The organism is Cytobacillus sp. FSL M8-0252 (assembly GCF_038007345.1).
Taxonomy (GTDB): Bacteria; Bacillota; Bacilli; order Bacillales; family Cytobacillaceae; genus Cytobacillus; species Cytobacillus kochii.
Genome location: NZ_JBBOWZ010000001.1, coordinates 3,262,495 through 3,280,714 on the forward strand (window position 1 = coordinate 3,262,495; position 18,220 = coordinate 3,280,714).

The 18,220-nt window shown below is 37.8% G+C and carries 19 protein-coding genes; 3 read left to right on the forward strand and 16 right to left on the reverse strand.

What is annotated here, in order from left to right; all coding sequences use genetic code 11:
• Positions 1 to 124: 124 nt before the first annotated feature.
• From MKX83_RS16415 to rpsU, 8 genes are all read right to left on the reverse strand, one after another.
• On the reverse strand, positions 125 to 1,087 hold the full coding sequence (locus MKX83_RS16415) for a PhoH family protein (protein ID WP_095372523.1): 963 nt from the start codon (positions 1,085 to 1,087) through the stop codon (positions 125 to 127).
• Positions 1,084 to 2,277, reverse strand: a complete 1,194-nt coding sequence (gene yqfD / locus MKX83_RS16420) for a sporulation protein YqfD (protein WP_095372522.1) — start codon at positions 2,275 to 2,277, stop codon at positions 1,084 to 1,086. Before yqfD ends, MKX83_RS16415 begins: the two co-directional genes overlap by 4 nt.
• A 74-nt stretch (positions 2,278 to 2,351) precedes the next feature.
• On the reverse strand, positions 2,352 to 2,636 hold the full coding sequence (gene yqfC, locus MKX83_RS16425) for a sporulation protein YqfC (protein WP_095372521.1): 285 nt from the start codon (positions 2,634 to 2,636) through the stop codon (positions 2,352 to 2,354).
• 73 nt (positions 2,637 to 2,709) lie between these two features.
• Complete coding sequence (locus MKX83_RS16430) at positions 2,710 to 3,213, reverse strand: hypothetical protein (protein ID WP_095372520.1); 504 nt, start codon at positions 3,211 to 3,213, stop codon at positions 2,710 to 2,712.
• Between the two features lie 43 nt (positions 3,214 to 3,256).
• Positions 3,257 to 4,252, reverse strand: coding sequence for a flotillin-like protein FloA (gene floA, locus MKX83_RS16435; RefSeq protein WP_095372519.1), 996 nt, complete (start codon positions 4,250 to 4,252; stop codon positions 3,257 to 3,259).
• A 24-nt stretch (positions 4,253 to 4,276) separates the two neighbouring features.
• A complete protein-coding gene (locus tag MKX83_RS16440; protein ID WP_095372518.1) occupies positions 4,277 to 5,593 on the reverse strand; it encodes an NfeD family protein in 1,317 nt (438 codons plus the stop codon).
• Positions 5,594 to 5,819: 226 nt separating this feature from the next.
• Positions 5,820 to 6,263, reverse strand: a complete 444-nt coding sequence (locus MKX83_RS16445) for a GatB/YqeY domain-containing protein (protein ID WP_095372517.1) — start codon at positions 6,261 to 6,263, stop codon at positions 5,820 to 5,822.
• 16 nt (positions 6,264 to 6,279) lie between these two features.
• Positions 6,280 to 6,453 (reverse strand): 30S ribosomal protein S21, encoded by a 174-nt coding sequence (gene rpsU, locus MKX83_RS16450; RefSeq protein WP_066201342.1) that lies wholly within the window; start codon positions 6,451 to 6,453, stop codon positions 6,280 to 6,282.
• A 229-nt stretch (positions 6,454 to 6,682) separates the two neighbouring features.
• Here rpsU and MKX83_RS16455 point away from each other — a divergent pair, with 229 nt between their 5' ends.
• Complete coding sequence (locus tag MKX83_RS16455; protein ID WP_095372516.1) at positions 6,683 to 7,609, forward strand: Na/Pi symporter; 927 nt, start codon at positions 6,683 to 6,685, stop codon at positions 7,607 to 7,609.
• 82 nt (positions 7,610 to 7,691) lie between these two features.
• On the opposite strand, the gene deoC is transcribed toward MKX83_RS16455, so the two are convergent.
• Positions 7,692 to 8,363 carry a deoxyribose-phosphate aldolase gene (gene deoC / locus MKX83_RS16460; RefSeq protein ID WP_095372515.1) on the reverse strand — a complete coding sequence of 224 codons (672 nt, stop codon included), beginning with the start codon at positions 8,361 to 8,363 and terminating at the stop codon, positions 7,692 to 7,694.
• Between the two features lie 298 nt (positions 8,364 to 8,661).
• Between deoC and MKX83_RS16465 the strand changes: the two genes are divergently transcribed.
• Together MKX83_RS16465 and MKX83_RS16470 are read left to right on the forward strand one after the other, a co-directional pair.
• Complete coding sequence (locus MKX83_RS16465) at positions 8,662 to 8,862, forward strand: helix-turn-helix transcriptional regulator (protein WP_157733932.1); 201 nt, start codon at positions 8,662 to 8,664, stop codon at positions 8,860 to 8,862.
• Positions 8,863 to 8,868: 6 nt separating this feature from the next.
• On the forward strand, positions 8,869 to 9,297 hold the full coding sequence (locus MKX83_RS16470) for a hypothetical protein (protein WP_095372513.1): 429 nt from the start codon (positions 8,869 to 8,871) through the stop codon (positions 9,295 to 9,297).
• A 163-nt stretch (positions 9,298 to 9,460) separates the two neighbouring features.
• On the opposite strand, the gene mtaB is transcribed toward MKX83_RS16470, so the two are convergent.
• The 7 genes from mtaB to hrcA form a co-directional block, all read right to left on the reverse strand.
• Positions 9,461 to 10,804 carry a tRNA (N(6)-L-threonylcarbamoyladenosine(37)-C(2))-methylthiotransferase MtaB gene (mtaB, locus tag MKX83_RS16475; RefSeq protein WP_095372512.1) on the reverse strand — a complete coding sequence of 448 codons (1,344 nt, stop codon included), beginning with the start codon at positions 10,802 to 10,804 and terminating at the stop codon, positions 9,461 to 9,463.
• A 6-nt stretch (positions 10,805 to 10,810) separates the two neighbouring features.
• Positions 10,811 to 11,557, reverse strand: a complete 747-nt coding sequence (locus MKX83_RS16480; RefSeq protein WP_281202237.1) for a 16S rRNA (uracil(1498)-N(3))-methyltransferase — start codon at positions 11,555 to 11,557, stop codon at positions 10,811 to 10,813.
• Positions 11,558 to 11,615: 58 nt separating this feature from the next.
• A complete protein-coding gene (gene prmA, locus MKX83_RS16485; RefSeq protein ID WP_095372510.1) occupies positions 11,616 to 12,554 on the reverse strand; it encodes a 50S ribosomal protein L11 methyltransferase in 939 nt (312 codons plus the stop codon).
• 22 nt (positions 12,555 to 12,576) lie between these two features.
• Positions 12,577 to 13,698: a molecular chaperone DnaJ gene (dnaJ, locus tag MKX83_RS16490; RefSeq protein ID WP_341056576.1), complete on the reverse strand. Its 1,122-nt coding sequence runs from the start codon at positions 13,696 to 13,698 to the stop codon at positions 12,577 to 12,579.
• Between the two features lie 694 nt (positions 13,699 to 14,392).
• Entirely contained in the window at positions 14,393 to 16,228 is a 1,836-nt protein-coding gene (dnaK, locus tag MKX83_RS16495; protein ID WP_095372509.1) for a molecular chaperone DnaK, read from the reverse strand.
• 29 nt (positions 16,229 to 16,257) lie between these two features.
• Complete coding sequence (gene grpE / locus MKX83_RS16500) at positions 16,258 to 16,851, reverse strand: nucleotide exchange factor GrpE (RefSeq protein WP_095372508.1); 594 nt, start codon at positions 16,849 to 16,851, stop codon at positions 16,258 to 16,260.
• An 82-nt stretch (positions 16,852 to 16,933) separates the two neighbouring features.
• Positions 16,934 to 17,965 (reverse strand): heat-inducible transcriptional repressor HrcA, encoded by a 1,032-nt coding sequence (gene hrcA, locus MKX83_RS16505; RefSeq protein WP_095372507.1) that lies wholly within the window; start codon positions 17,963 to 17,965, stop codon positions 16,934 to 16,936.
• Between the last annotated feature and the right edge of the window lie 255 nt (positions 17,966 to 18,220).

An 18,220-nucleotide genomic window follows, 5' to 3' on the forward strand; every position in this document is an offset into this window, starting at 1 on the left:
TTTAATAAGATATGTATCATTAAAATAATCATAATGTCGGATCATTTATAGTTCACGATAAAAAAGAACAAACTCTGATTCAAAAAGCAGAATTTGTTCCTGATTGTGTTGCTAAAACAGCCATTTATTCAGCATTTTCTTCGTATGCTTGAATGATTTTTGCAACAAGCGGGTGTCTGACAACGTCACTTTGTTCTAAATGAATAAAACCAATTCCAGAAACACCATTTAATATTTGTTCACTTACCACGAGACCCGATCTAGCCCCACGAGGAAGGTCGATTTGGCTTTTGTCACCAGTAATAACCATTTTTGATCCAAAACCTAAACGTGTTAAGAACATTTTCATTTGCGCTTGTGTTGCGTTTTGCGCTTCATCTAAAATAACATAAGCATCATCTAACGTACGTCCCCTCATATAAGCAAGTGGGGCAATTTCAATTGTTCCTCTTTCAATTAACCTTTCTGTATGCTCTGCTCCAAGTATATCATGAAGCGCATCATACAAAGGACGTAAATACGGATCGACCTTTTCCTTTAAGTCACCTGGTAAAAACCCTAAACTCTCTCCTGCTTCTACAGCTGGACGAGTAAGAATAATTTTTTTCACTTGTCCATTCTTAAGGGCATTCACTGCCATTACAACAGCTAAGTAGGTTTTTCCCGTTCCTGCAGGACCAATACCAAAAACTAAATCTTTCTGTCTCATAGCCATAATATATTGGCGCTGACCTAAGGTTTTAACTCGAATCGATTTACCTTTTGCATTTTTCATTATTTCTTCTTCATAAAGTTCTTTGAAATATTCTAGTGTACCCTTCCTTGCCATCTCTAATGCGTAAATAATATCCCTACCACTAATTTGAATACCTTTTCTAATAACGTAAAGAAGTTGCTCAATTACGTCACCTGCAATGGCCACAGTTTCTTTCTCACCTGATACATAAACAGATTCGCCTCTTGTTACAATTGATACCGATAACTGTTGTTCAATTAGTTTAATATTTGTGTCACCATTACCTAAGAGGGCAATGGCTTCATTTGGGTTTTCAAATTGTACATTTAATGTCTTTAAATCTTCTGTCATTCTTTATCTCCTTGGATTATTGGTTGTTCCTCAGCAATATTCTCAATAATTTGGAAATGTATTGATAATTTAACTTTACCATTCTCTATCGTTTGGTGCAAAACATTTTCCCCTTTAATGGTAGCATCTTCATCTAGCTGCTTTTTAATTTTACTTCTAGCTAATTTCTTCGCTTCTACAATCGCCTCTTTTTCTGTATAAACTTGTGTCATCTCTTCTGCTTCTCTGTAGATGTTTTTTGTAACTGCAATCGGTAACTCCCATTTTAGAAATTTAACTTGCCGCTTGTCCTCTTCCTTTACATAGTGGTCAAAACCTATATTTCCAAAGCCCCAAAAAGGAATCTTTAATGATCCAAGCTCCAATATATTTTTCACTTTTTGATCACCAGTGTATACTTTGGACTTTTTCTCTAATGGATAAGCTACATTCGCTTTATACCACGTTTCCGCTAATACTTCCCCTTTGGCAGGCACTATCTTCTTTCTTTCATCATTTCCAATTAGGCCTGAAACTAATAATTGACCTGGTTTTACAAAGTCATTAATTTTCGCCTTTGCTTCTCCCTCTTCAATAAACATACCGATAATGGTTCCTTTTTTCTTTGCCACTAAATGCTGCGGACTTAATAACTCTGTTTTCTTTGGTTCATTTTTTTCTACCACTTGAAGATGATAGGTTGTCCCTTTCAACTCCACACCGACCCAAGTAATTTCATTCACATTTTCTGTTAAATACCGTTGTATACCTTCAGGTGTATCTATAAAGAATTGTAGCTTCCCTTTTTTTACACCAATTTTCTCTAACTCTTTTTCCATCTTATATTCTGTTGCTGGATTTGCTCCTTTAATTTCGATCCCCCATACCATGTTTGACAACAAAATAACTACAACTAAGAAAGCTATTGCCCCTAATAAGAATCCACTATTCCTTAGCATACGCTTTTTCATGAAGGGCAATCCTTTGCGGCCGACAAACTCAAATTTGCAGTCGGCACTTCTTGCATATTGTCTTAAAGTCGGTAAATCATCTAATTTCATTTGAAATGTAAGCACTTGGCTTCCATGGGCTTTAACATTCCAAATGGATACACCAGCTCTCGTTAAAGTATTTAAAAATCTTTCACTTCCTCTACCGCTTGTCCTAACTGTGACGATTCCTTTTAAAAAAAAGAGCCATTGATTTTTCATCTTATCCTCCTCATATTTGAGCAGGTGGAAATCGCTAACCTTGTAATAGAATAGCGACCCTTCCCACATCAAATTTACTCAGCTACAAAAAGAACTTGATCAATTGTTCCTTGCAATAAGATTTCTTCAGGCATAATTGTTTTAATAACAAAGTTATTCCCTTTAATGAGCAGTTGACCATGCTCTAGTAACAACCTTACTTCTTTATCTGAAAAACCAAGTAAACCGCGGTGGTTCTCAATATAAATATGAATTTGTCCAATCATAGTAATGCGGGGCAAATCCATCATGACATCTTGAGGAAGTTCCATATTTTTTGTCATCCAGCTTCTTAGTCGTTCTCCCCATTTTTTTGCCATAAAAAAAGAACCCCCTTTCATCTCATATGTATGAGAGAAAGGATGGTTCTAGCACTGAATTCAACAGCAAATTTTATTTTCTTTTCATCGTTCGATGTGGGTTCCTTGATCTCGGTTGTCCGAGAATTTCTGACCAAACAACCGCGTCAACTAATTGTTTATTAGAGACTCTCATACTAGGTTGATCTACATTGTTATTGGCCACATTTTTATTTTTTGTTGCTGAAAGGAAGGCACTTGCTCGTTTTTGCGCTTCTTCTTTTTGTTTTCTTAAATCAGCCAGTCGCTCTTCTGCTTCTTTTTTACGATCCGAGACTTCTACACCAGCTTCTTGCATAGTAGCCTTCGCGTAGCGTTTTAACTTCTCTTCGTTGCGATCATAAACAGGTGGCCCTTCTTCTTGTTTCTCTGCATCCATCATCTGACGCCTAGCTTCTTCTTGCTCTTCGACAGACTTTCCACGTGGCTGCTTCTGTTTGTCTGACTGCTGGTCATTTACTTTCTTACCAAATAAGGAAGTAATGATCCCGATAAGAAAAACCAATAATAAAGGATTTTCCAACAAAAAATCAATCATGAGATACAACACTCCCCTCTAGAGGTGAGTCCGATTAGGACATTCAATCTTTCTTCGGCCCTTGTTTTGAGTCATCTGATACTTTACTAATCGAGTCTCTCATTTCTGTATCAGCTTCAATATTTTGGATATTCATATAATCCATCACGCCAATATTGCCACTTTTTAATGCATCTGCCATCGCTAAAGGAACTTGAGATTCTGCTTCCACAACTTTCGCTCTCATCTCTTCAACTTTCGCTTTCATCTCTTGCTCTTTGGCAACAGCCATTGCACGACGTTCTTCCGCTTTGGCTTGGGCAATATTTTTATCAGCTTCCGCTTGCTCTGTTTGCAATTCTGCACCAATGTTTTTACCGATGTCCACATCAGCTATATCAATGGATAGAATTTCAAATGCTGTACCAGCATCTAACCCTTTAGCAAGGACAGTTTGAGAGATCATGTCTGGGTTTTCCAATACTTCTGTATGTCTTGTAGATGAACCAATTGTAGAGACAATCCCCTCACCAACACGGGCAATGATTGTTTCTTCTCCAGCACCCCCGACTAGTCGGTCAATATTGGCTCTTACAGTAATTTTTGCTTTTGCTTTCACTTCGATACCATTAATCGCTACACCAGAAATAAATGGTGTTTCAATTACTTTTGGATTAACACTCATTTGAACTGCTTCAAGTACATCACGACCAGCTAGGTCAATCGCCGCACTTCTTTCAAAACTTAATTCCATATTGGCACGATGCGCTGCAATTAAAGCATTCACTACTCTATCTACATTACCACCTGCCAAATAATGACTTTCAAGTTGATTGGTATGAACTTCTAATCCTGCTTTATGTGCTTTAATTAATGGATTAATTACGCGGCTTGGAATTACTCGTCTTAATCTCATTCCAATAAGGGTGAAAATACTTACCTTAACACCTGCTGCTAATGCTGAGATCCACAGCATAACTGGTACGAATGTGAAGAGTATGGCAAGAGCAATAATTGCTAATACCACAATTACGATCGTCATAATAGAAATAGGTTCCATTCAATTACCTCCTAAAATACTTGGTTATTTATCTAAATTTGTTAATTCACGGACGACTACTCTCGAGCCCTCTGCTTTTATGACTTCCACTTTTGCATCTTTTTTAATAAATCCACCTTCACTAACGACATCAATTCTTTCATTTTCAATGACAATCGTTCCTGATGGACGTAACCCTGTTAAAGCATAACCTTGTTTTCCAATTAGCTCTGAACGGGATTTATTTGAGATGTATCCTCTTTCAGTATTTGTAGAATCGCTTAAAATTAGTTTTTTGAAAAATTTCATTTTTTTACCAAACACCTTTACCATTAGAATAGAAACCGCAATAGATAATATAGCCGCAATCATAATGGAGGTTGCCATTTGTTGCACATCAGCCCCAGCCATGAATAAACTCCCAATTACTGCAGCAATCCCCAACACACCGGCGATACCACCTGGGAGGAAAAACTCTGCGATAATTAACCCAATTCCAATAATAAATACAATGAGTGATTCATACCCGGCAAATCCAGCAACCATATGACCATAGAAAAATAAACCAAGAGCTGTGAGTCCCATTATACCTGGAATACCAAAACCAGGAGAATAGAGCTCTAGCAATAATCCAATGCTTCCTATAGAAAGAAGAATAGGCACGATGATTGGATGTGTAATGAATCTAGCCAATTTCTCAGAAAAACTTTCCTCGATAGACCTTACTTCTGCATCTTCATAACCTAAATGTTCTAAAAGCTCTGCTTGCGTAGCAAATGTTCCTTCTGAATATTCTACCTCGTCTGCTTGACTAGCAGTTAATGTCAATAGCTTTCCTTTTGGTGCACCTAATTCAGGTAGATCGATTGAATCATCTGCCATTGCTTGAGCAATCTCTGGATCTCTCCCACTTTGTTCAGCAGCTGCAGTCATAGCAGATAACCATGCTGAAACTGCTTTTTTGTCAGCTGTGTTGCCTTCTTGGTCGATAATCGCCGCCGATCCCATTGTAGCCCCGGGCGTCATATAAATCTCATCCATGTTTAATGAAATATACGCACCAGCTGACAATGCTTGTTTATTTACAAATGAAATCGTTTTAATATTTGTAGATGTTAATACTCTGCCAATTTCCTTAGCTGCTTCTACTTCACCGCCAGGCGTGTTTACTTCGAAAATAATCGCACTTGCTTGATTTTCTTCAGCTGTAGTCACCGCTCTATTGATAAAAGCATGCAATCCTTTTTCAACAGTATCTTCTATTGGTACGACATACACAACCTCGTTATCAGCCTTGCTGATCGGTGTCATCATTACGAAAAATGCCCATAAAAATGAAAGGATGATTGTCGCTTTTCTCATTCTCTTCTCCCCTCCCCCCTTTTACAGAAATACCTATGATAGTTATACGGCTGACGCGTGAAAAGGTTTCATTTTTCTTTTCTTATTTTGATTATTTATAATTACATAAAGTAAAAAAGTGTGACTATGTAATATATATAAAAGAAACCTTACTACTAGTATGGCATCTTTTAGACAAAATAAAAAGACCGTAAGCTCGAAAGCTCCGGTCTTTCCGTACATCTTTTTATGAAAGGTGTTGTTGTACAAGTTTATTAATAAGTGCACCGTCTGCCTTACCTTTTAGCTTTGGCATAATGGCTGACATCACTTTACCCATTTCAGCTTTCGATGTAGCGCCTGTATCGGCAATGGTTTGTTTGACGATAGCAGATACCTCTTCATCAGAGAGCTGCTCAGGCATATATAACTCTACGTACTGTAATTCAGTACGAATTTTTTCAACTAGATCTTCACGACCTGCCTTGTCAAATTCATGGAGGGAATCCTTGCGTTGCTTTACTTCGCGAGAAAGGACAGTAAGTTCCTGATCCTCGGTAAGATCTTTTCCTTCCTTGATCGCCTCATTTTGCAATGAAGCTTTGATCATCCGAATCACAGTTAACTTATCTTTTTCTTTGTTCCTCATCGCTTGTTTCATATCTTCATTTAAACGCTCGAGAAGACTCACTTACATACACCCTCTCTTAAAACTTGCGCTTTCTTGCAGCTTCAGACTTTTTCTTACGTTTGATACTTGGTTTTTCGTAGAATTCGCGCTTTCTTGCTTCTTGCAAAGTACCAGTTTTTGATACTGAACGTTTGAAGCGACGAAGAGCATCTTCAAGCGATTCGTTTTTACGAACGACGGTTTTAGACATTCTCTTTCCCTCCCTCCGAGCACAACACACTTACATGTCAACATGGAATACCATGTACTTTGCAATTATAATATAACAGCGGTGTGAGGTCAACTGTATTTCACCTAGTCTTTCGCTGTTTAAAGATAAATGTACGTTTGTCTTATTTATTTTTATTATTTAATTTTTTGATTCTTCCTATGCATGTCCCTCAATTTTTCACCATATGCTTTCCTAGGAGGGACAAAGCATGACTTCATTACTCATTTTTATAATAATGATTGCTGTTTTTATTTTTGGCATGACTTTATTGCGGAAAGGGCTATTCTATTTATCAGCAGATTCAACTAAACGCTGGTTAACTAAGTTTACAAATACACCTCTTAAAGGGATGATGGTTGGCATTATCTTAACTGCTATTATGCAGAGTAGCTCCGCAGTTATGATTATTACCATTGGTTTAGTTGCCGTACACTTACTTACTTTCCGCCAAACGATTGGTATTATTTTAGGGACAAACATTGGCACCACTATCACAACGGAGTTAATTACTTTCGATATAGAATCTTTTATTTTACCGATTGCTATAATCGGCATGTTATGTGCATTCATCAGGAGGCGATCCTTTCAGAGTATCGGCATTGGATTAATGGGTATTGCTTGCGTATTTGCTGCTATGAGGGGGTTTGAACATTTAGCTTTTACCATTAAAGAAACCCCATGGGTAAAAGATTTTCTTATTACATTAGATCAAAGTCTATTATTAGCCGTAATAACCGGTATTGTTCTTACTGCGATTATCCAGTCAAGCACTGCCACTACAGGTATTCTAATGGGATTTTTAACAGCAGGTGGGATGGACCTTAGTACAGCGATTGCTATTATGCTTGGTTCCAACATCGGCACATGCGCTGACGCATATCTCGCTAGTATCGGTGGACGTAGAGAAGCAAAGTTAACTGCCTATGCTCACATTTGGTTGAATATTATAGGTGTTCTTCTCTTCTATCCTTTTATTGAGCTGCTAACAAATTTCGGTATTGGTTCAGCAGACCAAATTGATAGGCAACTTGCTCATGTTGGTGTCCTTTTTAATGTCATTACTTCACTTCTCGTTCTACCTTTTGCCAAACCTTTTAGTGACTTGATTATTCGCCTACATGACCGTAAAAAGTAGTGAATATCGTTGTGCTAATATACACCACAGTTAAAAAGAGAGACGAACATTCAGAATGTCCGCCTCTCTTTCAACAACTAGATTAATAATCTGTTGTACTTGTTAATCCATTTACGATAGCAATGCCTGAGCTTGCACCGATTCTAGTCGCACCAGCATCAATAACTGCTTGTGCATCTTCTGCACTTCTCACTCCACCAGAAGCTTTGACGCCAATATCGGGACCTACCGTTTCTCTCATTAATTTCACGTCAGCAACAGTCGCGCCACCCGTTGAGAAACCAGTTGATGTTTTAACGTAATCCGCTCCTGCTTTAACAGCCAATTGACATGCAATTACTTTTTCAGCATCTGTTAACAAACTAGTTTCGATAATCACTTTTGTTAAAGCCTTACCATCTGCCGCTTCCACAACTGCACGGATATCCTCCTCCACAACTTCTAATTTCCCACTTTTAAGTGCGCCAATATTAATAACCATATCAACTTCTGTGGCCCCTTGTTTGATGGCTTGTGTTGTTTCAAAAGATTTAACTTCTTTATCCGATGCACCTAAAGGGAAGCCAATGACTGTACAAACAGCCACATCTGATCCCTGTAAAAGTTTAGCCGCTTGTGAAACCCATGTTGGATTTACACATACAGAAGCAAAACCGTTCTCTTTTGCCTCGTTACATAAAGTATTAATTTGCTCAACCGTTGCATCAGCCTTCAATAATGTATGATCAATCATTTTTGCTATATTATTTGTCATCAATGAACTCTCCTTTTTTTATAAAATGCTTTTATACTTAATTTCTTCTGCTAGTTGTCCGTACCTCTGTTATCATATCATTTTATGAATGAAATATCGAGATTCTCTTTAGTAAAATGAGAAAAACTGTTTTAATTTAGGTTCCAAAAGATAATAAGACTGTTTTACAAGATGTTAAGGACATTATTTATTCCCAGGACTTTTATTATCCTTATATTGAAAAGCTATTATTCATGTAATATATATATTGAAAAATGTAAAATATATGTTACGATTTATAAAAGGAGTGATACAATATTTGGATAATAAGGTTAAGATTTCTCGTATACAAGTAGATTTAACACAACAACAACTTGCAGAAAAGATAGGTGTTACTCGCCAAACCATCAGTTTAATTGAGAAGGGTAAGTATAACCCTTCTCTCAAGTTATGTTTGGATATATGTTACGCAGTTAATAAAACTTTAGATGAAGTATTTTGGATAGAAAAAGGAGGCTGATAATATATGAAAAAAATCACAGATGAACGTTTAGTTCTACAAAATTTAAAAAATATACGTATTGCATTTATCATCCAGACCATTGGAATTCTTGGAATTTTAGGTTATGACTTAGTTACAGGTGGGTTAGATGAAATGAGAAAAAACCCACTATGGACAGTATTTATAATAACCGCAGTTGTTTCAGCCTATTTATCAATGAGTATTAGTGCAGACCATGAAGATAATAAGATAAACCCCCGGAAAAGTCTAATTATTTCATTAGTAATTCTTATTTTGATTACAACAGTTGTTGGTTTTTTTGTATCTCTCACACAAGGATTTTCTATCATGAATGGAGTAATTGTGGGTGCTATTCTATTTATTTGTGGCCTAATTCCAATCATTTATATCTATTACTTAAGAAAAAATCGACAAGATAAAGAATCCGAATAAAATTGAAAAATAACCTATTAAGGGATCACCTAAAATAAAGAATTACTTAGGGTTTCATTCGTTTTCCTAGATTCACCATTTACCTTACTCCGGCTATTTTTCTTACGGAATAAAAATGCAGTAAAAAAAGCTGACCGGTCAATGAACGGTCAGCTCTAATCGTTTATACTGCTTTTTCTTTCATCTCATCCATGACACGAATAAATTGCCCTTCGTTATATGGATAACCTGCTTTTGTTATCTTCACTTTGACTAATTTACCTACCATCTCTTCTGTTGCAGGCACAATCACTTTTAAGTAATTATCCGTATAGCCTACATACAAATTCCCGTCTGGCGCATCTTTGTATTTTTCTTCAGGGATGATCTCGAGTACTTCATCTTCAAAGCGACTTGCGTACTCTTTCGCTAGTTGATCAGATAAATGAATTAAGCGATGAACTCTTTCATTCTTAACTTCTTCATCAATTTGATCAGTCATTCGTGCTGCTGGTGTGCCTGTTCTACTTGAATAAGGAAAAACATGAAGCTCTGAGAATTTATGTTTTTTAATAAAATCATACGTCTCCATAAATTCTTCTTCTGTTTCACCAGGAAAACCGACAATGACATCTGAAGTAACTGCTAAACCAGGTAAGGCTTCTTTTAAACGCTCAATACGTTCAGCGAAAAACGCCATCGTATACTTTCGACGCATTCTTTTTAATACTGTGTCCGATCCTGATTGAATCGGAATATGCAGATGACGGACAACAACCTTAGAGTTTCTAATTACTTCAATCACTTCATCCGTAATTTGACTCGCCTCAATAGAGGATATACGAATCCGTTTAATGCCTTTAACCTGTTCTTCTAAATCCTTTAGTAGCATAGCTAGATTATAATCCTTAAGATCCTCGCCATAACCGCCAGTATGTATCCCGGTTAAGACAATTTCTTTGTAACCAGCCTCCACTAATTGTTGCGCTTGATGAATCACTTCTTTGGGGTCTCTAGATCTCATTAAGCCACGAGCCCAAGGAATGATACAAAAAGTGCAGAAGTTATTACAACCTTCTTGTATTTTTAATGAAGCACGCGTCCTATCTGTAAAGGCCGGAACATCTAGTTCCTCGTAAACCCGATTTTTCATAATATTTCCGACACCATTAATCGGTTGACGTTCACTTTTATATTGCTCAATATACCCTAACATTTTCTTCCTGTCTTGTGTTCCAACGACAACATCCACACCTGGGATGGCCATGATTTCTGCCGGAGATGTTTGGGCATAGCATCCTGTTACACAAATGACAGCGTCCGGATTTTTCCGAATGGCTCTACGAATGACTTGTCTGCTTTTTTTATCACCAGTATTCGTAACCGTACATGTGTTAATCACATACACATCAGAGGTAGATTCAAAACCGACACGATCGTATCCTTCTTCTTTAAACAATTGCCAGATGGCTTCTGTTTCATAATGGTTTACTTTACAACCAAGTGTATGAAAAGCTACTGATGGCATATATCTTCACTCCATTAATTCAAAATGATAAGAAACAGCTGAAAGTACATAGGAAGGTGCTGTTTCAGTTCTTAATATTCTTGGTCCTAATCCACAAGAAATAAACCCTTCATCCTCTAAAAGCGTTATTTCTTTTTCTGTCAGGCCACCTTCTGGCCCAAAAATAAATAATAAAGAGTCTCCCCGGGACATACCCTTGAGTACTTGGTGAAAAGCCGATGATTCACCTTGTTTACTACTTTCTTCATAAGCGACACATTTATAATCATAATTTTTACTTATTTCTAGTAACTGCTGTAAGGACTGTGGTCCATACACATGTGGTACTATGATGCGATGAGACTGCTCGGCTGCTTCTTTAGCGATCTTTTGCCAACGATCTTTCTTTTTATTCGCCTTTTTTTCGTCTAACTTTACAATGGAACGAGCTGACATAAAAGGGATAAACCGATGGGCGCCAAGTTCGGTGCCTTTTTGTATTATCCATTCGAGCTTATCCCCTTTAGGCAATCCGCTCACAATGGTAACATCAACAGGTAATTCGACATTTTTCTCTATCCATTGTACAACTTCTAACTCTACCACTTCAGAGGTAATGTTAACCAGTTTACATTGAGCTGCTTTTCCGTCAGGGTCTACACAAATAATTTCGTCACCTACATTCATCCTCATTACACGGGTAATGTGGTGATAATCATCACCTGTAATAAAAAAATGATCATTTTCTCTATGATTCACAAAATATCGTTGCATATATATAACCCCTTACTAAACGAATAAATAGGGGGAATTCATGACTCCCCCTAGTACATTACTGCTTTTTACCTATAATGGCAACCCAATCTTCCATTTGAATTGTCTCAACAATGTCAAAACCACTTGAAATCATCGCCTCTTTGACAGCCTGTTTTTTCTGCTGAATAATGCCAGAAGCAATAAAATGACCTCCTGGTTTCACCACTTGCGCGACATCATCTGTAAAACTTACAATTACTTCTGCTAAAATATTGGCGACTACTACTTCAGCTTGTACAGTAATATTATCTAACAGATTACCTTGAGAGACTTCAACAATATCCTGCACTTTATTTAACTTGATATTGATTTTCGCTGAACGTACAGCTACTTCGTCCAAATCGAGTGCAGTAATATTCTCTGCACCGAGCATCGCTCCAGCAATACTGAGTACTCCTGACCCCGTTCCCACATCGATAATATGATCACCAGATGTAACAATATGCTCTAGTGCTTGAATACACATCACTGTTGTTGGATGAGTTCCTGTTCCAAATGCCATTCCTGGATCCAATTCAATAATGAGTTCATCACTACTTACTGGTGTATATTCTTCCCAAGTTGGAACAATCGTGAATCGTTTAGAGATTTTCACAGGGTGATAGTACTTCTTCCAAGCAGTCGCCCACTCTTCTTCGTTCACTTCACTAATACTGACCTCATTTTTACCAATATCAATATTAAACGATAAAAGGTTACTAATGGCATTCTTTATTTCTTCTACTGTTTCGCCTAAAAAGCTATTAATCGGTAAATATGCTTTAACGATTACGCCTTCCTCTGGATAATCATGTGGATCGAGCTGGTAGATTTCGCCGTATTGATCTCTTCGTTCTTTCGTCAATTCAAATGGATCTTCAATCACTACACCACTTGCACCTGCTTCATGAAGAATATTTGAAATCGGCTCAACTGCTTCGTTCGCCGTGTGAACACTAATCTCTGACCATTTCATCTTACTACCAACTCCATTTCACTTATTCACCCTTAAAGGCACGCTTTACTTTTGAGAAAAACCCATCTTCTTGTTCACCTTGAGGTACTTTGCCACTCACTTCTGCAAATTCATTTAATAGCTGTCTTTGTTTATCTGATAACTTCGTCGGTGTTACCACTCTAACAATAATATGTTGATCACCAGTACCATAACCTCTCACATTAGCTACACCTTTTCCTTTTAGACGGAACTTTGTACCTGTCTGTGTTCCTGCTGGTACTTTGAGCTTAACCTTGCCGTGAAGTGTTGGAACTTCTACTTCATCCCCAAGTGCAGCCTGCACAAATGTAACTGGCATTTCACAATAAATATCGTCGCCATCCCTCTCAAAGAACTCATGTGCACGAACGTGGAAAACAACATATAAATCACCTGCTGGTCCACCGTTTACACCAGGTTCCCCTTGAGAAGATACACGAAGTTGCTGACCATCATCAATACCTGCTGGAATTTTCACACTGATTTTGCGACGTTTTTTCACTTTACCGTCGCCACCACATGTTGAACATTTATGTTTAATCTCTTTGCCTGTACCGTTACAATAATTACATACACGACGGTTGACAATCTTACCAAACGGTGTATTTTGCTCTACATTTAATTGACCGGAACCATGACAATGTGTACACGTTTCAGGTTTCGTCCCAGGTTTCGCGCCTGAACCATTACATGTTTCACACGTTTCTTCACGTGGAATTTCAATTTCAGTATCTTTACCAAAAGCGGCATCTTCGAAAGATACCGTCATATTATATTGCAAATCAGCACCTTGGCGCGGTGCATTCGGATCTCTTCTTCTTGATCCTCCACCAAAGAAAGAACTGAAGATATCTTCAAAGCCACCAAAGCCTTCGAAGCCACCTCCACCACCAAAACCTTGGTTTGGATCTGTATGACCAAATTGATCGTAATGAGCTTTTTTCTGATCATCACTCAATACTTCATAAGCTTCTTTCACTTCTTTAAACTTTTCATCCGCACCCGGTTCTTTATTAATATCCGGATGATACTTCTTCGATAATTTTCTGTATGCTTTCTTTATTTCATCCTTAGACGCACCTTTACTTACGCCTAGGACTTCATAGTAATCTCTTTTATCCATGATTACCACTCCCCGATCCATTTCACATAAAAATAATTGTATCATCCCACCAACCCAAAAGGCAATAAGAAAAGCGGAAGCGGCTTGCTCTGGAGCGACAAGCATAAGGCGAGGTTGGCTAGGAGGTTGTTCTTACCTCATAGACAGCTTTGACTTATGACCTCGAGCTCCATGCCGCTGCAGCTAGACAATAAGAAAGCGGAAGCGGCTTGCTCTGGAGCGACAAGCATAAGGCGAGGTTGGCTAGGAGGTTGTTCTTACCTCATAGACAGCTTTGACTTATGACCTCGAGCTCCATGCCGCTGCAGCTAGACAATAAGAAAAGCGGAAGCGGCTTGCTCTGGAGCGACAAGCATAAGGCGAGGTTGGCTAGGAGGTTGTTCTTACCTCATAGACACAGCTTTGACTTATGACCTCAAGCCGATGGCACCTGCAGCTAGATCATAAAAAAGCGAAAGCAGTTCGTCCACTTTATTTCACCTCTACGGGTGAGGATACATGATTTTTATGACTATTTTATGTTCTTTTCATTAACAAAGTGTGGTTTATAGTTTAGAAATAAGAAGTAAGCTGACGATTGCTTCCTTACTTCTTATTTCTAAAACAAATGCCACTTAAATAATGAACTTTTTAATGCAAAAATAAAGCCAAAGCCAAGTAATACCTGACTTTGACTTTTGTTAGGACTTTAAAATTATTTTTTATCGTCTTCTACTTCTTCGTACTCTGCATCTACCACATTATCGTCTGCTTTTTTAGATGCATCGCCTTCTGCACCTTGAGCTGCTTGTGCTTGTTGTTGTGCTTCTTCATATAACTTCATAGTCAAAGCTTGAACGATTTCTTGAAGTGCATCTTTTTTCGTGCGAATGTCTTCTAAGTCACCTTTTTCAATGGCAGCTTTCAATTCATCCTTCGCTTCATTTGCTTTTGTCACTTCTGCTTCTTCTACTTTACCTTCAAGATCTTTTAATGTTTTTTCAGTAGTGAAAACTAATTGATCTGCTTCATTGCGAAGTTCAACTTCTTCTTTACGTTGTTTATCCGCTTCTGCATTATCTTCAGCTTCTTTCACCATACGATCGATTTCTTCATCTGAAAGACCTGTTGAAGATTTGATTGTAATAGCTTGTTCTTTATTTGTGCCAAGATCCTTCGCACGAACATTAACAATACCGTTTTTATCGATATCAAATGATACTTCAATTTGTGGTACACCACGTGGTGCCGGTGGAATATCTCCTAATTGGAAACGACCTAGTGTTTTATTATCTTGTGCCATTGGACGTTCACCTTGAAGTACATGGATATCAACAGCAGATTGGTTATCAGCAGCTGTAGAGAATACTTGTGATTTAGATGTTGGGATTGTTGTATTACGTTCAATTAGCTTCGTGAATACCGCACCCATTGTTTCAATACCTAGTGAAAGTGGAGTCACGTCAAGTAAAACAACGTCTTTCACATCACCAGTGATGACACCACCTTGAATGGCAGCTCCCATCGCTACGACTTCATCAGGGTTTACCCCTCTATGTGGGTCTTTACCTGTTTCTTTTTTAATCGCTTCTTGTACAGCTGGAATACGTGTAGAACCACCAACAAGAATGACTTTATCAATTTCTGATGGAGAAAGGTCAGCATCTTTTAACGCTTGGCGAGTTGGTCCCATTGTGCGTTCAACTAAATCTGCAGAAAGCTCATCAAATTTTGCTCTTGATAAAGTAACTTCTAAGTGAAGTGGTCCAGCTTCACCTGCTGTGATAAATGGTAAAGAAACTTGCGTAGAAGTAACACCTGAAAGATCTTTTTTCGCTTTTTCAGCTGCATCTTTCAAACGTTGAAGAGCCATTTTATCTTTAGCTAAATCAATACCATTTTCTTTTTTAAATTGTTCCACTAAGTAGTCAATGATCACTTGGTCAAAGTCATCTCCACCTAGTCGATTATCACCTGCAGTTGCTTTTACTTCAAATACGCCATCTCCTAATTCAAGGATAGAGACGTCAAAAGTACCACCACCAAGGTCATATACTAAAATCGTTTGATCTTCGTCCGTTTTATCCATACCGTAAGCAAGTGCGGCAGCAGTTGGTTCGTTAATGATACGTTCAACTTCTAACCCCGCAATTTTACCCGCATCTTTTGTCGCTTGACGCTCAGCATCATTAAAATAAGCAGGAACAGTGATAACAGCTTTATCAACTGTTTCTCCAAGATAATCTTCAGCATAGCCTTTTAAGTATTGAAGGATAGCTGCAGATACTTCTTGTGGAGAAAGCTCTTTACCTTCTGCTTCTACTTTATAATCTGTTCCCATATGGCGTTTAATTGAAATAATTGTATTCGGGTTCGTAATTGCTTGTCGTTTAGCTACTTCCCCTACTTGACGTTCACCATTTTTGAAAGAAACAACTGATGGCGTTGTTCTATTTCCTTCAGGATTTGGAACTACCTTTGCTTCGCCGCCCTCAAGCACAGCAACACATGAATTTGTTGTTCCTAAGTCAATACCAATAATTTTGCCCATGATCTATACCTCCATTACATAATATGTAGTTATTGATTTACTTTAACCATTGCCGGTCGAATGACACGGTCTTTCAGTAAATAACCTTTTTGAAATTCTTCAACGACTACATTAGAATCGTAGCCTTCTTCTTCCACCTGCATAACAGCTTGATGGAATTGAGGGTCAAATACTTGGCCTACAGCTTCAATCTGTTCAACGCCTTCTTTTTTCAACGCCTCGATTAAACTGCGATAAACCATTTCCATACCTTGTAGCAATGATTGCACGCTACTATCGTCTGAATTAGATTGCAGTGCTCTTTCAAAGTTATCAAGGGCTGGTAATAAATCTGATACTAAGCTTTGCGCTCTATATTTTTCAGACGCTTCACGATCTAACTTCGCACGACGTCTGCTATTATCAAAATCCGCTTGTAATCTTAAATAACGATTATCGGCCTCTTCCACCTTTTTCTCAAGCTCTGCCACCTTAGCTTCCAGCGCAGAAACCTCACTATTTACTTCAGATGAATCACCTTCAGATTGAGTGTCAGCAGCTTCACCAAAAACTTCTTCTGGTTGAATGTTTTCTTGCTCGGATTTGTTTACCTCTTCTTGTAGAGTCTCTTTTTCTTCTGCCAACTTTTTCACCTCCCTTAAATGCTATTGGGTTCATAGTTAAAGGGGTGGAAGCGAATTCCACCCTTATTCAATATTTCCAGGGTTATTCGTTTTGATACAGCCTTGTCAACTCATAAGATAAGCCTTTACTTAAAAATTGTAGCAAACTGATGACTCTGGAATATTCCATTCTGGTTGGTCCTAATATAGCAATCGTTCCCAATTGTTCTGCACCAATAGAATAGCTTGCGGTAATTAAACTACAATTATCCATCGCAGAATTTTTATTTTCGGTACCAATTTTCACTCGAATACCTGAGGAATGATTACGTATTAAATCATATATTCCTTCTTCCTGCTCAATCATATAAAGTAAGTCCTTTACCTTGTCTATATCATGAAACTCGGGTTGACTTAATATATTCGTTTTCCCACCAAAGAACAATTTCTCATTTGCAGGCATTTGAATCGTATCGATAATTGAGTGGTAAAGAAAGTCATAATGTTGGATATGCTGGCGTAAAACTATGGCAACTTCTTTATAAATCGTTTGATTTAGATGTTCAATTGGTACACCCACTAAACGATCATTTAAAATATTTACCATCATTTCAATATCTGCTGGGTTCATGGATTCAGGAAAATGAAACATTCTATTTTCCACATGCCCAGTATCTGTCACAATAATTGCAATGGCTGTGTGATCATTCAATGGAACGATTTGAATTCTTTTTAACCTATTCTCCTTCACTGCCGGACCTAAAACGATTGAAGTGTAATTCGTCATTTCTGAAAGGATTTTAGCTGATTTTTGTACAATTTTTTCTAATTCGTACATCTTATCACTGAAAATACTTTTCATTTGTACTACTTCACGTTTATTTAGTCGCTGCGGGGATAAAAGATGGTCGACATAGTATCTATACCCCTTCTCAGAAGGTATTCTTCCTGATGAGGTATGTGTTTTTTCTAAAAAACCTAGCTCCTCTAAATCAGCCATTTCATTCCTAATTGTCGCCGAGCTAAAAGAAATTTCATCTTTCTTAGATAATGTTCTTGAGCCAACCGGCTGTGCCGTCTGAATAAAATCATCAACAATCACTTGGAATATCAACAATTGACGATCTGTTAACACAGTAATCACCTCTGTTAGCACTCTCATTTAATGAGTGCTAAATCTAATAATAAATTATCAAATCTAGGAGCGAGTGTCAATCATTTGCGCCTTATCTCCATCATAATTATTAAAAGAAAGACAACAAACCATCATTCAAGGAAGAATGTTGAATGTACCACTCGTTTGATCATTGTTTAGAATACAATGATTTCAACATATTTTGCTTCTTTCTACGTACCACCTGATCAACGAAATAGAGCGGTAGCTTTTACC